The 13,942-nt window shown below is 67.6% G+C and carries 12 protein-coding genes; all 12 read left to right on the forward strand.

All coding sequences use genetic code 11. The features are described 5' to 3' along the window. Nucleotides 1-19 precede the first annotated feature (19 nt). The 12 genes from XM1_RS15725 (at nucleotide 20) to XM1_RS15780 (ending at nucleotide 13,441) form a co-directional block, all read left to right on the forward strand. The gene (locus XM1_RS15725; protein WP_068435104.1) at nucleotides 20-1,171 is read left to right on the forward strand and encodes an acyl-CoA dehydrogenase family protein; all 1,152 of its coding nucleotides are present in this window, start codon (nucleotides 20-22) and stop codon (nucleotides 1,169-1,171) included. Next, on the forward strand, nucleotides 1,171-2,724 hold the full coding sequence (locus XM1_RS15730) for a class I adenylate-forming enzyme family protein (protein WP_068435106.1): 1,554 nt from the start codon (nucleotides 1,171-1,173) through the stop codon (nucleotides 2,722-2,724). Before XM1_RS15725 ends, XM1_RS15730 begins: the two co-directional genes overlap by 1 nt. 20 nt (nucleotides 2,725-2,744) lie before the next feature. Then, nucleotides 2,745-3,911, forward strand: a complete 1,167-nt coding sequence (locus XM1_RS15735) for an ABC transporter substrate-binding protein (RefSeq protein ID WP_068435108.1) — start codon at nucleotides 2,745-2,747, stop codon at nucleotides 3,909-3,911. A 159-nt stretch (nucleotides 3,912-4,070) separates the two neighbouring features. Further along, complete coding sequence (locus XM1_RS15740) at nucleotides 4,071-4,946, forward strand: branched-chain amino acid ABC transporter permease (protein WP_068435110.1); 876 nt, start codon at nucleotides 4,071-4,073, stop codon at nucleotides 4,944-4,946. A 4-nt stretch (nucleotides 4,947-4,950) separates the two neighbouring features. After that, entirely contained in the window at nucleotides 4,951-5,913 is a 963-nt protein-coding gene (locus XM1_RS15745; RefSeq protein WP_068435112.1) for a branched-chain amino acid ABC transporter permease, read from the forward strand. Continuing rightward, nucleotides 5,903-6,619, forward strand: a complete 717-nt coding sequence (locus XM1_RS15750; RefSeq protein ID WP_197603082.1) for an ABC transporter ATP-binding protein — start codon at nucleotides 5,903-5,905, stop codon at nucleotides 6,617-6,619. The genes XM1_RS15745 and XM1_RS15750 overlap by 11 nt, the downstream gene beginning before the upstream one ends. Further along, complete coding sequence (locus XM1_RS15755) at nucleotides 6,603-7,331, forward strand: ABC transporter ATP-binding protein (protein WP_197603083.1); 729 nt, start codon at nucleotides 6,603-6,605, stop codon at nucleotides 7,329-7,331. Before XM1_RS15750 ends, XM1_RS15755 begins: the two co-directional genes overlap by 17 nt. Further along, a complete protein-coding gene (locus XM1_RS15760; protein WP_068435114.1) occupies nucleotides 7,321-7,752 on the forward strand; it encodes a PaaI family thioesterase in 432 nt (143 codons plus the stop codon). The genes XM1_RS15755 and XM1_RS15760 overlap by 11 nt, the downstream gene beginning before the upstream one ends. Further along, nucleotides 7,749-8,795 (forward strand): nitronate monooxygenase family protein, encoded by a 1,047-nt coding sequence (locus tag XM1_RS15765; RefSeq protein ID WP_231920542.1) that lies wholly within the window; start codon nucleotides 7,749-7,751, stop codon nucleotides 8,793-8,795. Before XM1_RS15760 ends, XM1_RS15765 begins: the two co-directional genes overlap by 4 nt. Then, nucleotides 8,792-10,201 carry a hypothetical protein gene (locus tag XM1_RS15770; RefSeq protein WP_068435116.1) on the forward strand — a complete coding sequence of 470 codons (1,410 nt, stop codon included), beginning with the start codon at nucleotides 8,792-8,794 and terminating at the stop codon, nucleotides 10,199-10,201. Before XM1_RS15765 ends, XM1_RS15770 begins: the two co-directional genes overlap by 4 nt. Nucleotides 10,202-10,212: 11 nt before the next feature. Further along, on the forward strand, nucleotides 10,213-11,433 hold the full coding sequence (locus XM1_RS15775; RefSeq protein WP_068435118.1) for a CaiB/BaiF CoA-transferase family protein: 1,221 nt from the start codon (nucleotides 10,213-10,215) through the stop codon (nucleotides 11,431-11,433). A gap of 37 nt (nucleotides 11,434-11,470) precedes the next feature. Then, nucleotides 11,471-13,441 (forward strand): glycosyltransferase family 41 protein, encoded by a 1,971-nt coding sequence (locus XM1_RS15780; protein ID WP_231920543.1) that lies wholly within the window; start codon nucleotides 11,471-11,473, stop codon nucleotides 13,439-13,441. Nucleotides 13,442-13,942 lie beyond the last annotated feature (501 nt).

Here is a 13,942-nt window from a genome sequence, read left to right on the forward strand (position 1 = left end):
CTGACGGGACGAGACCGACATGATCCGTGACCAGGAAATCCTGAACCAGCTGCTCGATACCCTTTCGCGCTTCGTGCGCGAGCGTCTGGTGCCCAACGAGGAGCGCATCGCCGAGGACGACGCCCTCCCCCCCGAGATCATCGCCGAGATGAAGGAGCTGGGCCTGTTCGGCCTGTCCATCCCCGAGGAATACGGCGGCCTGGGCCTGACCATGGAGGAAGAGGTGCTGTGCGCCTTCGAGATCGGCCAGACCAGCCCGGCCTTCCGCTCCATCTTCGGCACCAATAACGGCATCGGCTCCCAGGGCATCATCATCGACGGCACCGAGGAGCAGAAGCGGAAGTACCTGCCCCGCCTGGCCACCGGCGAGCTGATCGCCTCGTTTGCGCTGACCGAGCCCAATGCCGGATCGGACGCCGCCTCGCTTCGCACCACGGCCCGCAAGGACGGCGACCATTACGTCATCAACGGGACCAAGCGCTTCATCACCAATGCGCCGGAAGCCTCGATCTTCACCCTGATGGCCCGGACCAATCCGTCCGACAAGGGCGCCGGCGGCATCACCGCCTTCATCGTCGACGCCGATTCCCCCGGCCTGTCCTTGGGCAAGATCGACAAGAAGATGGGCCAGAAGGGCGCGCATACCTGCGACGTGATCCTGGAAGACGTCCGCGTGCCCGCCGCCAACATCATCGGAGGCAAGGAGGGCCAGGGCTTCAAGACCGCCATGAAGGTGCTCGACCGTGGCCGGCTGCACATCTCGGCCACCTGCGTCGGCGTGTCGGAACGCCTGATCCGTGACACCGTCAAATACGCCGCCGAGCGCGTCCAGTTCGGCAAGCCCATCGGCGAGTTCCAGCTGGTCCAGGCCATGCTGGCCGATTCGAAGACCGAGGCCTACGCCGCGCGCTGCATGGTGCTGGACGCGGCCCGTAAGAAGGACGAGGGCCTGAACGTCTCGACGGAAGCCGCCTGCTGCAAGATGTTCGCGTCCGAGGCGGTGGGCCGCATCGCCGACCGCGCCGTGCAGGTCCATGGCGGGGCCGGATACATCGCCGATTACGGCATCGAGCGGTTCTACCGCGACGTCCGCCTGTTCCGCATCTACGAGGGCACCACCCAGATCCAGCAGCTGGTCATCGCGCGCAACATGCTGAAGGACATCGCCTGATGCGGGCTGTCGCCGACATCCTGGCCGACCTGCCGCCGCGCCTGTCGCAACTGGCACGGCAATGGCAGCGGCGGACCCCCGACGCCCCCGCCATGCTCCAGGGCGACATCCGCTGGACCTATGCCCAGCTGGGCGAGGCCATGGACGAGGCCGTGGCCCTGTTGAAGGAGCTGGAGGTGCGTCCCGGCGACCGGCTGATGCTGGTGGGCGAGAACAGCCTGCTGCTGGTCGCCCTGATCCTGGCGGCGGGCGAAATGGATGCCTGGGCGGCGATCATCAACGCCCGGCTGTCCGAGCGCGAGATCGACACCATCCGTGACCATTGCGGTGCGCGCCGGGTGATCTACACCACCGACGTCTCGGCCGAGGCCACCTTGCACGCAAGGCGGCACGGGGCGGGGCTGCGCTCGCTTCCCCGGCTCGGCAGCTTCGCCGTGGGACCGCTCAACCACAGCTGTAGTTCAGAGCCCGTCGAGCCCGGCAACGGCCAGGTGGCGGCGCTGATCTACACCTCGGGCACCACCGGCACGCCCAAGGGCGTCATGCTCACCCACCGCAACATCATGTTCATCGGCGCGGTGTCGGGGGGGCTGCGCGACATCGGCCCCGGTGACGTGGCCTATGGCGTGCTGCCCATGTCCCACGTGTTCGGACTGGCCTCGGTGCTGGTGGGTACGCTTTATGGCGGCGCCTGCCTGCATGTGGCGCCCCGTTTCGCCCCCGCCCAGGTGCTGGCCGACCTGAAGGCCGGGCTGACCATGTGGAACGGCGTGCCGGCCATGTTCGCCAAGTTCCTCGAGCATATCCGCCTCACCGGCGCATCGGTCGAAGCCCCCGCCTTACGCTTCCTGTCGGCGGGCGGCTCGCCGCTGGACCCCGCCATCAAGGCGGAGACCGAAGCGGTGTTCGGCCGCGTGCTGAACAACGGCTACGGCTTGACCGAATCGGCGCCCACCATCTGCCAGACCCGCCTGGACGCGCCGAGGAGCGATTGCTCGGTGGGTCATGCCCTGCCGGGCGTCGAGGTGCGCATCGTCGGGCCTGACGGCAAGGACGTCCCCGACGGCCAGGTGGGCGAGCTGTGGTGCCGGGGCCCCGGCACCATGAAGGGCTATTACCGCGCCCCCGAAATGACCGCCGAGGTGATCGACGGCCAAGGCTGGCTCAATACCGGCGACTTCGCCCGGCGCGATCCGGACGGGGCGCTGTTCATCGTCGGACGCGCCAAGGAGCTGATCATCCGCTCGGGCTTCAACGTCTATCCGGCGGAAGTGGAGGCGGTGTTCAACGCCCATCCCCTGGTCACCCATTCCGCCGTGGTCGGCCGCCCGGCCGCCGACGGCAACGAGGAGGTGGTGGCCTTCGTCCAGGTGGCGCCGGGCACCGACCTTGCCGTCGCTGAATTGACCGAGTGGGCCGCCGCCCGCCTGGCGCCCTACAAGCGCCCCGGCGAAGTGGTGGTGGTCGGCCACCTGCCCGCCGGAGCGACGGGAAAAATTCTGAAAAACCGCCTCGCCGAGGCGGCAAGAAACCACGCCTACGACAATCTTTAAAAACGTTGGGAGGAAGCAAAATGTCCAAGAGCAAGCTCTGTGTTTCGGCCCTGGCCCTGTCCGTGATGCTGGGCTTTGCCCCGGCCAAGGCGGCCGAGTTCAAGATCGGCGCCGAGATCCCGCTGTCGGGCAATCTTGCCCGCGTCGGCACCGCCATGAACGAGGGCATCCAGGTGGCCGCCGAGATGTTCAACAAAAAGAACGGCAAGCATACGGTGAAGATCCTCACCGTGGACGACGAATCCTCGCCGGCCAAGGCGGTGGGCGCCGTCGAGAAGCTGGCCGCCGACGGGGTGGTGGCCTATACCGGCGGCTACGGCTCCAACATCATCGGCCCGGCCTCGGAAGCCGCCGAGAAGCTGGGCAAGGTCTACATCACCTCGGGCGGCGTCGCCACCGAGCTGACCAAGCGCAACCTCAAGACCTTCTTCCGCATCAACAGCTCGGAAGGCTATGCCCGCGCCCTGATGGGCATGTTCAACGAGGTGGGCGTGAAATCGGTGGCGGTGGTCTATTCCACCAAGGAAGCCACCGAGGAAGTGGCCAAGATGCTGCAGACCGGCCTCTCGCCCAAGGGCGTCAAGGTCACCATGCACGCCTTCGACCCGGCCACCAACGACTTCAAGCCGATCGTCCACAAGATCAAGCTGCAGGACCGCCCCGACGCCATCGCCATGATCGGCTACGAGAACGACTATGTGGGCATCCTGCGCGCCGCCAAGGTGTTGAAGCCCGAGATCAAGACCATCGCCGGCGTGTGGTCCCTCGCCACCTCCAAGATGGCCGCCGAGTTCCCCGATCTGATGGAGAACGTGTCGGGCACCTCGACGCTGTCCTATCCGGCCGAGTTCACCACGCCGGAAGCCAAGGAATTCGCCGAGACCTACCAGAAGATGTTCAACAAGGCACCCGATTACCTGGGCATCTTCGGCTATGTGCAGTCCAAGCTGCTGTTCGAGGCGGTGGCGCGCGCCGCCGACGCCGGCACGGTGGACAAGGGCGGCATCGCCACGGAGATGCGCAAGACCCAGGCCGACACGGTGATCGGCAAGGTCCGCTTCGACGAGGCCGGCGACAACCCGGAATTCACCCACCGCATGGGCCAGCACCAGGGCGGCAAGGTGGTTCTGGTCTGGCCCGCCGACGCCGCCACCGGCAAGGTCAAGTATCCGGCCGTGCCGTGGTGACACCCGTTGTGACCTCCCCGTCATGCCCGGACTTGTTCCGGGCATCCACGCCGGGCCGCTCCCGATACCATGGGAAAAACGGCCCCTCGTGGATCACCGGGTCAAGCCCGGTGATGACGGGAACAGGATTGCCTCTCTTCCGTTCCAGGGCCGAACTCCATGCTTGAGCTAACCCTTCAATCCCTGTTCTCCGGACTGCTGTCGGGGGCGTATTACGCCCTGATCGCGCTGGGGCTGGCGCTGGTGTTCGGCACCATGCGGGTCATCAACCTCGCCCATGGCGAGCTGGTGCTGCTGGGCGCCTATATCAGCTACACCGCCGAGGAGAAGCTGGGACTCGATCCCCTGGCCTCGCTGCCCCTGGCACTGGCCGTGGTGGTGGCCACCGCCATGGCGGTCTATTACCTGGTCAGCCTGATAAGCAAGGACCGCGAGCTGAACTCGCTGATCCTCACCTTCGGCATCGGGGTGATCCTCACCAACGCGGTGCTGATGATCTGGTCGGCGGACATCCATTCCGCCACCACGCCCTGGTACCACGACGCCGTCATTCCCTTCGACATCCTGTTCGCCATGCAGGCCGAACTGGTGTTCGCCGGAATCGGCATCGCCCTGGTGGGCGCGGTATGGTGGTGGCTGGAAAAAAGCTGGTATGGCAGGGCGTTACGCGCCGTTGCTTCCAACCGCGACGCCGCCAAGCTGATGGGTGTCAACCCGCAATTGACGGAGGTGCTGTCCTTCGCGGTGTCGGGCCTGCTGGCCACGGTGGCGGGCATCGCCATCTACACCGCCAAGGTGATCCAGCCGTCGCTGGGCCATCACCTGACGGTGAAGGCCTTCATCATCACCGTGCTGGCCGGCATGGGCTCGGTGCCCGGCGTGCTGCTGGGCGCGGTGCTGCTGGGCGTGGTGGAAAGCCTGACCGTCACCATGGCGTCGTCGGCATTGCAGGAACTGGCCGGCATGGTGCTGTTCCTGGTGGTGCTGCTGTTGATGCCGTCCGGCCTGTTCGGCCGCGCCAAGCGGAGGGGCTGAGACCATGGGCAACACCATCAGGATCGGCCTGTTCCTGGCCTTCGCCTACATCGCCGTGCCGCTGGCCTTGGGCTCCAACGCCTATGTCATCGGCCTGATCGTCGCCGCACTCACCATCGGCGGCATCGCCATCGCCTGGGCGCTCTTGGGCAATCTGGGCGGCATGGTGAGTTTCGGCCACGCCGCCTTCTTCGGAGTGGGCGGCTATGTCTCGGCCCTGCTGACGCTGAAAGGCGGCTGGCCGGTGTTTCCCGCCATGCTGATGGCCGGCATCGGCGCGGCCATCGCCTCGGTGGCGACCATGCCGGCGCTGCGGCTGCGCGGCCCCTATTTCGCCCTGGCCATCCTGGCCTATGCCGAGATCTTCCGCATCCTGGCCACCGAATTGAAGCCCATCACCGGCGGCGCGGCGGGATTGCTGTCCATTCCCCGCCTGCCCACCCTGCTGGGGGTGGATTTCGGCTCCAAGCTGGGCGGCTATTTCGTCATCCTCACCATCGTGGTGGCCTCCATGGCGGCCTATCACCTGATCCGCCGCTCGACCTACGGCCTGGCGCTGAAGGCCATGCATGACAGCGAGGACGCCACCCGCGTGGTCGGCGTCAACTCGACGCTGCTGAAGGCCTGGATGCTGGTGGTGTCCGCCTTCATCACCGGCATGGTGGGCGCCTTCAACGCCCATTACATCAACTTCCTCGAGCCCGACTACGCCTTCGCCGGGCAGTGGACGACGCTGGCCATCGTCTCGGCCATCTTCGGCGGCTACCGCACGGTGAGCGGCCCCTTGGTGGGCGCGCTGGCGGTCTATCTGGTGGACCAGTTGGTGTTCAAGCCCATCCTGCCCCAGGGCCACCAGATCGTGCTGGGCGCGCTGCTGGGCGCCATGATCCTGTTCAGCCCCGGCGGCCTGATCCCCATGCTGATGGCCAAACTGTCGCGCAAGGAGGGCCACGCCCATGCTGCTTGAGCTTGACGGAGTCACCGTGGCCTTCGGCGGCCTGATCGCCGTGGGAGACGTGTCGTTTTCCATGGCCGAGGGCGACGTGCTGGGGCTGGTCGGCCCCAACGGGGCGGGCAAGACCACCTTGTTCAACGCCGTGTCGGGGCTGGTGCGCCCCACCCGGGGCAAGGCCCGCTTCCTGGGCCGCGATCTGGTGGCCATGCCCATCCACACAAGGGCGCGGGCCGGCATCGGCCGCGCCTTCCAGGTGCCCCAGCCCATGCACGAGCTGACGGTGCGCGAGAACCTGATGGTGGCGTCGCGCTTCGCCACCGGCCGGGTGGACAAGCAGCGCATCGACGAGATTCTCGATCTGCTGAAGCTGGGCCACAAGGCCGATTCCGACGCCGCCACCTCGTTGGCGCTAACCGAACAGAAGGCGCTGGAGGTGGGCAAGGCGCTGGCCACCAACCCCAAGCTCCTGATGCTCGACGAGGTGCTGGCCGGGCTGGAGACGGCGGGCAAGCGCGCCTTCATGCATACGCTGTCGGAAGTGCGGAGCCGCTATGGCCTCGCCTTGCTGATCATCGAGCATGACATCGAGACCATCACCCGGCTGTGTCCCCGCGTTGTGGTGCTGAATTTCGGCCGACTGATCGCCGAGGGCAGCCCCGAGCACGTGTTCAACGACCCCGAAGTCATCAGGAGCTATACCGGTGGCGAAGCTGCTTGAAATCGAAGCCTTGCGGGCCGGCTACGGCTCCATCAACGTGCTGTGGGACCTGTCGCTCGCCATCGAGGAAGGCAAGCTGACCTGCATCCTCGGCCCCAACGGCGGCGGCAAGACCACGCTTCTGCGCGCCATCATGGGACTGGTCAAGACCGAGGCGGGCCGCGTCCTCTACCAGGGCGCCGACCGCACCAACGCGCCCACCTGGGACATGGTGGCGGACGGCATCGCCATGATTCCGGAAGGCCGCATGGTGTTCCGCGACATGAGCGTGGCCGACAACCTGATGATGGGGGCCTTCCCCAAAAAGTGCCGGGCCAACGCGCCGAAAAATCTTCAGATGGTCTACGACATGTTCCCCAGGCTGTACGAGCGCCGCGACCAGCTGGCCGGCGCGCTGTCGGGCGGCGAGGCGCAGATGCTGGCCATGGGGCGCGGCCTGATGGAGGAGCCCAAGCTGATCTTAGTGGACGAGCCGTCGCTGGGCCTTGCCCCCGTGGTGGTGGACGAGGTGATGGGCATCCTCGACCGCCTGAAGCAGGACGGCCGCACCATCGTGCTGGTGGAGCAGAACACCAACAAGGCCTTGAAGATCGCCGACCACGTCTATCTGGTCAGGGGCGGCAAGGTTGTGCTGTCGGAGGCCGCCGATTCGGTGGATCTTAGCCGTCTCCACGACCTCTATTTCGCCAGGGACACCCTTCATGAGCACTGACCTGCTGGACGGCGAGCCCACATCGGGCTTCCAGGACCTGTTGGGCTATCATCTGGCCGAGTGGGACGAGAACCACGCGGTGCTGGAGCTGACCATCGAGCCCAAGCACTGCAACCGCGCCGGACTGGTGCATGGCGGCGTGCTGGCCACCCTGATCGACACGTCGTGCGGCTTCGCCGCCACCTTCTGCCCCCATCCCGGACGGGTGCGGCGCTGCGTCACCCTGCAGTTGACCACCAGCTTCACCGGCCAGGTCCGCCACGGCCTGATCCGCGCCGTCGGCCGCAAGAAGGCGGGCGGCAGCCGCATCGTGTTCTGCTCGTCGGAAATCCTCGACGAGAACGGCAAGCTGATCGCCATGGGCGAAGGCACCTTCCGCTACCGCACGGGCAGCGAATCGCCGGAAGGGGTGGCGCTGTGATCGGCGGGCGGGACGCCCGCGCTCCGGACACCGGCGGAACAGGGAGCGCGGGCGTCCCGCCCGCCCTCTTCACCACCCGCGTCACCGAATTGTTCGGCATTCGCCTGCCGGTGCTGGCCGGCGGGCTGCAATGGCTGGCCACCCCCGATTATGTCGCCGCCGCGGCCCATGCCGGCATCTGCGGCTTCATCACCGCCGCCAGCTACGAGGACATCGCCGACCTCAAATCCGCCATCCGCCGGTGCCGCGAGCTCTCGGAGGGCAAGCCCTTCGGCGTCAACGTCTCCATGCTGCCCAAGCTGGTCCAGGGCGAACGCACCCAAGCCGTCTTCGACCTGATCGTCGAGGAGAACGTGCCCTTCGTCGAGACCTCGGGCCGCAATCCGGCTCCCTACCTTCCTGCGCTGAAGGCGGCCGGGATCAAGGTGGTCCACAAGGTCCCGGCGGTGAAATACGCGCTCAAGGCCCAGGCCGAAGGCGTCGACGCCGTCGCCGTGGTGGGCGCCGAATGCGGCGGCCATCCCGGCATGGAGATGGTGGGCACCTTTGTCCAGGCCAACGTGGCGGCGGCCAAGCTGTCCATCCCCCTGCTGGTGGGCGGCGGCATCGGCACCGGCGCCCATCTGGTGGCCGCCCTGGCCCTGGGCGCCGACGGCGTGGTGGTCGGCACCCGCTTCCTGGTGGCCGAGGAAATCTGGGCCCACGCCGATTACAAGCAGCGCCTGATCGCGGCCGACGAGACCGAGACCACCCTGATCCTGTCGTCCTTGCGCAACACGGCGCGCGTGCTGCGCAACGAGGCCACCGCCACGGTGCAAAGCCTGGAGAAGGAGGGTGCCGGCATCGAGGCGCTGATGCCTCACATCTCCGGCAAGGTGGGGCGCGAGGCCTACCGCACCGGCGACTGGACCAAGGCGGCGCTGTCGGTGGGCCAGTCGGTGGCCTTCGCCGACCGCATCGAGCCCCTGGCCGCCATCATCCGCCGCTTCGAGGACGAGGCGCGGGCGGCACTGGCCCGGTTGAAGGGATTGTCGCCATCATGAACGGCGGACGCCCGGCCGCACTTCTGCTGCTCGGCATGATCGCCTGCGTGCTGGCCGATGTGATCGCGCCCGCCGAAATGCTGCGCATGGGGGCGCGCATCCTGCTGGTGGCCTTCCTGGCGGCGGAATGGCGGCGCATGGCCGTCAACGCCAAGGTGATGATCGGCCTGGCGCTGGGCCTGACCATGGGCGCGGCGGTGACGGGAACCGCCGAACCGGGGCGGGTCATCGCCAGTTCGCTCGACACCGGCGCCTTCTTCGCCACCTTCTTCGCCAACCAGTTCTTCCTGCGGGAAGCGGCGCGCACCTCGCCCCTGGTCAGCCGCTGTTCCACCTTCTTCGTCAACCAGACGCCGGGACGGCGCTACGCCCTGCTGACGCTCGGCGGCTATCTGTTCGGCATCATCCTCAACATCGGGGTGCTGAGCCTCTTGGGCATCATGATCAAGAGCCGCAACTCGCTGGAGGCGGCAGGCGGCAATGAGCAGATCAGGGACATCCGCGAACGCCGCATGATCCTGGCGCTGTTGCGCGGCTTTTCCATCACGCCCCTGGCCTCCCCGCTTTCCATCTCGCTGGCGGTGCTGCTGACCGCGCTGCCCAGCCTGCACTGGAGCTCCATGCTGCCGCTGGGCATGGCGACGGGGGCCATGGTGCTGGGGCTGGGCTGGGTGCAGGACCGCATCCAGGCCCCCGCCCATCTCCGGCACCTGCTGCCGCCCACCGAGTCCACCCGCGACGTCGCCGCCCTGATGGGCGTGGCCGGGCTGGTGCTGCTGGTCTTCGTCATGGCGCTGGCCTTCGAGTTCCTGCTGGGCGTTCCCTTGAGCCGCGCCATGCTGGTCTCCACCCCGCTGGTGGGCCTGGGCTGGCTGGCCCGCCAGTATATGGAGGGCGGCATCGCCAAGGGCTGCGCCGAAACCGGACGCCGGGTGGTGACCCAGGCCGCCATCACCTTCCCCGCCTACCGCACCGAGATCGCCATCCTGTCCTCGGCCGGCTTCATCGGCACCCTGTTCTCGGCCATGATCCCGCCCGAGACCCTGGGCACGCTGATCGCCTCGCCGCTGCTGCCGCCCGCCGCCCTGCCGGCGCTGGCCATCCTGGCGGTGATGGGCCCGGCGCTGATCGGCATCAATCCCATCGTCAGCGTCACCATCATCGCCTCGGCGCTGAGCGCCGCGCCCTCGCTGCCGCTGTCCACCGAATCCCTGGCGCTGGGCCTGATCGGCGGCTGGTGCCTGGCCATCAATTCCTCGGCCATGACCGCCTCGGCCATGCTGCTGGGCGAACTGGTGGGCAAGCCGTCCAAGACCATCGTGCTGGGCTGGAACGGGTTGTTCACCCTGGCGGCCTTCGCGGCGCTGACCCTGTGGCTGACCGTCCTGTCGCGTTTGACACAATAAGGAATGACGAGATGCGGGCCCTTGACGACATCCTGGTCCTCGACCTTTCGCGCGTGCTGGCCGGTCCCTTCTGCACCCAGATGCTGGCCGACCTGGGCGCCCGGGTGATCAAGGTGGAAAAGCCCGGTTCCGGCGACGACACCAGGGGCTGGGGCCCGCCCTTCCTGACCGATCCCGAGACGGGGGAGAAGGGCGACGCCGCCTATTACCTGGCGGCCAACCGGGGCAAGCATTCGGTGACCATCGACATGGCGACGCCCGAGGGCCAGGATCTGGTCCGCCGGCTGGCCGCCCGGGCCGACGTGCTGGTGGAGAACTACAAGCTGGGCGGCCTGAAGAAATACGGCCTGGACTACGAGTCCCTGAAAGAGATCAATCCCCGGCTGGTCTATTGCTCCATCACCGGCTTCGGCCAGGACGGCCCCTATGCGCCCAGGGCCGGCTACGACTTCATGATCCAGGCCATGGGCGGGCTGATGAGCGTGACCGGCGAGAAGGATGCGCTGCCCGGCGGCGGGCCGCAGAAGGCCGGCATCGCCATCGCCGACCTGTCCACCGGCCTGCACGCGGTGATCGCCGTGCTGGCGGCGCTCAACCAGCGCCACCGCACCGGGCGCGGCCAGCATATCGATCTGGGCCTGCTGGACGTACAGGTCGCCATGATGACCAACCAGGCCATGACCTATCTGGTCAGCGGCGACGCCCCGGCACGGGCCGGCAACGGCCACGCGGCCATCGTGCCCTATCAGGCCTTCCCCACCGCCGACGGCCACCTGATCATCGCGGTGGGCAATGACGGCCAGTTCGCCAAGCTGGCCGACGAGCTGGGCCATCCCGAATGGGCGGCGGACGAGCGCTTCACGCTCAACCGCGCCAGGGTCGAGCACCGCGATATCCTGATCCCGCTGATCGAAGCCGAGACCCGGCGCTATGGCTCGGCCCAGTTGCTGGACGCCCTGGAACGCCGCCAGATTCCCTCGGGCCCCATCAACACCATGGACAAGGTGTTCGCCGACCCCCAGGCCCAGGCGCGGGACCTGCGCCGCGAGGTTCCCCACGCCACGGCCGGGACCATTCCCACCGTGGCCAGCCCGCTGCGCCTGTCGGATTCGCCGGTGGCCTATGACCGGGGGCCGCCGCTCCTGGGCGAGCATACCGATTCGGTGCTGATCGAGCTGCTGGGGCTGGACGCGGCGGCGCTGGACGCCTTGCGCGCCAAGGGCGTGGTGTAGCCTTGACGGGGCAGCGGCCGCCCCCGATAAATCGGAGATGACCTCCGATCCCGCCCAATTGCTCCGACAGGCCGAATCGCTGCACAACCAGGGCCGCCTGGACGAGGCGGAGGCCCTTTACCAACGCATTGTCGCGCCCCCGCCCCTGGCCGCCAAGGCGCTGACCAACCGGGGCGTCATCGCCCAGCAGCGCGGCCAGACCGACGACGCCCTGGCCCTTCACCGGCACGCCCTGGACCTGGCCCCCGATCTGGCCGAAGCCTGGTGCAACCGGGGCGACCTTTTCTCCGATCTCGGACGGCTCGACGAGGCGGAGGCCGATTTCGCCCGCGCCGCCAGCCTTTCCCCCGGCCTCGCCCCGGCCTGGTTCAACCTGGGCAACACCCGGATGCGCCTGGGGCAAGCGGCGGAGGCCGAGCCCTGCTACCGCCGCGCCGCCGATATGCTGCCCCATCTGCCGGTGGTCCACGCCCAGCTGGCCCGCTGCCTGGACGCACTGGGCCGGGCACCCGAGGCGGCCGATGCCATGGAAGCCGCCGCCCGCCTCGCCCCCGGCGACTGGCGGATGCTGACCGATCTCGGCGCGCTGCAGCAGCAGGCGGGACGCATGCGGGCGGCCCAGGACAGCTTGCGCACCGCCATCTCGCTGCGCCCCAGCCATTCCGCCGCCCATTACAACCTGGGCAACGCCTTCTATGGCGAGGGGCGCGCCGCCGAGGCCGCCGCCTGCTACCACGCCGCCTGGACCATGGATCCCCGCCTGACCATGGCGGCCTCCAACCACCTCAACTGCCTGCACTACCTCCCCGATTTGAGCGGCAAGGACATCGGGCTGGCCCATCGGCGGATCATGGAGCGCCGCCGCACCCCCGTTCCGGCCCGTTACGCCAACGTGCCCGAGCCCGAGCGGGTGCTGCGCGTCGGCTACGTCTCCGCCGATTTCCGCCGCCATCCCCTGGGCCTGCTGATGCGCCCGGTGCTGAAAGGCCACGACCGCACGAAGGTTTTCGCCGTCTGCTACGCCACCAGGCCGGGCGACGACGACATCGCCCGCCAATTGCGCCACAACGCCGATCTCTGGCGCGAGGCCGAAAGCCTGGATGACGAAGCCCTGGCCCGGCTGATCGGAGAGGATGGAATCGACATCCTGGTGGACCTGGACGGCCACACGGCGGGCAACCGGCTGGGCCTGTTCGCCGCCAAGCCCGCTCCGGTGCAGGTGGGCTGGCTGGGCTATCCCTTCACCACCGGGCTGGCCGCCATGGACTACGCCCTGATGGACCGCGCCACGGTCCCGCCCGAGGCGGAAGGCTGGTTCCGCGAGAAGGTGGCGTTCCTGCCCGGCTCGCGCCTGTGCTACCAGGGGCCGGAAACGCCGGAACCCGCGCCGCCGCCCGTGCTGGCACGCGGCCACGTCACCTTCGGCAGCTTCAACAACATCGCCAAGCTGAACGACCGGGTGATCGAATCCTGGTCGCGCATCCTGGCCCGCACGCCCGGATCGCGCCTGCTGCTCAAATGGCCCCACCTCGCCCATGCGGAAGTGGCCGGACGCCTGCGCGACGCTTTCGCCGCCTGTGGCATCGCGCCCGAGCGGCTGGAGATGCGCGGCAATTCGCCGCCGGCGCAATTGCTGGCCGAGTATGCCGACGTGGATATCGGCCTCGACCCCTTCCCCTATTGCGGCGCCTTCACCTCGTGCGAGGCGCTGTGGATGGGGGTGCCGGTGGTCACGCAGCCGGGACCGCGCCCCTTCTCGCGCCAGACCCTGGCCCTGCTTGCCGCCATGGGGATGGAGGGCGAACTGGCCCGCCCGAACCTCGAGGGCTACGAGGATCTGGCCGTCGCCCTGGCCGCCGATCCCGCCCGCCTGTCGGATTTGCGACGCCGCCTGCGCCCGGCCATGCGCCAAGGGCCGGGCGACGAGGCCGCTCATGTGGCGGCGGTGGAGGACTTCTTCCGGACGGCCTGGAAAGGCTGGTGCGCAAAGATAAAGGGGGAGGCCTGAAATCGGGCCTCCCCCTTTACCGCTCTCCCCTACCCCCCCGGGTCGGAAAGCGCGTCGATGGCGATCGCGTCGCAAAAAAAATGACCCGGCCCAATGGGCTCAGGTCCTTGCGGGTTTCTACTTACCACCGTTTGCCGACATCGCCAAGCGCAAAAGGTTAGAAATCCCCCATACTAAAGCTCAGGCGTGACAATTGGTGCGGAATCATTCCGTCCTGTCGTACTTCCGACACTCGGAGCGGATCGGCGGACACGGAATTTTTTCTGCTGCCTAAAGGCCATAGCGGTCTTGTTACACCCCGGCATTTTGCCCCGTATCGCTTAAAATTCGGCTCATTTCCGCCGTTTTTAAAAATTGGTATTGCAATGCGTATTTCAAAACACGCACTCTTGATGTGGGCGTTGTCCTCGCATACCATCTATGTGACGTTTTTTTGAGCAATTATACTTTTGTGGCGCGGGTCTTGCTAAGAGAGTTCGGCAGGACCACGGGAACAGGCCC

This window comes from Magnetospirillum sp. XM-1, assembly GCF_001511835.1.
Taxonomy (GTDB): domain Bacteria; phylum Pseudomonadota; class Alphaproteobacteria; order Rhodospirillales; family Magnetospirillaceae; genus Phaeospirillum.

What these genes read in the sequence shown, in the direction of transcription:
- XM1_RS15725 (WP_068435104.1), top strand. Translation starts at nt 20, where the DNA reads ATGATCCGTGACCAGGAAATCCTGAACCAGCTGCTCGATACCCTTTCG.
- XM1_RS15730 (WP_068435106.1), top strand. Translation starts at nt 1,171, where the DNA reads ATGCGGGCTGTCGCCGACATCCTGGCCGACCTGCCGCCGCGCCTGTCG.
- XM1_RS15735 (WP_068435108.1), top strand. Translation starts at nt 2,745, where the DNA reads ATGTCCAAGAGCAAGCTCTGTGTTTCGGCCCTGGCCCTGTCCGTGATG.
- XM1_RS15740 (WP_068435110.1), top strand. Translation starts at nt 4,071, where the DNA reads ATGCTTGAGCTAACCCTTCAATCCCTGTTCTCCGGACTGCTGTCGGGG.
- XM1_RS15745 (WP_068435112.1), top strand. Translation starts at nt 4,951, where the DNA reads ATGGGCAACACCATCAGGATCGGCCTGTTCCTGGCCTTCGCCTACATC.
- XM1_RS15750 (WP_197603082.1), top strand. Translation starts at nt 5,903, where the DNA reads ATGCTGCTTGAGCTTGACGGAGTCACCGTGGCCTTCGGCGGCCTGATC.
- XM1_RS15760 (WP_068435114.1), top strand. Translation starts at nt 7,321, where the DNA reads ATGAGCACTGACCTGCTGGACGGCGAGCCCACATCGGGCTTCCAGGAC.
- XM1_RS15770 (WP_068435116.1), top strand. Translation starts at nt 8,792, where the DNA reads ATGAACGGCGGACGCCCGGCCGCACTTCTGCTGCTCGGCATGATCGCC.
- XM1_RS15775 (WP_068435118.1), top strand. Translation starts at nt 10,213, where the DNA reads ATGCGGGCCCTTGACGACATCCTGGTCCTCGACCTTTCGCGCGTGCTG.
- XM1_RS15780 (WP_231920543.1), top strand. Translation starts at nt 11,471, where the DNA reads ATGACCTCCGATCCCGCCCAATTGCTCCGACAGGCCGAATCGCTGCAC.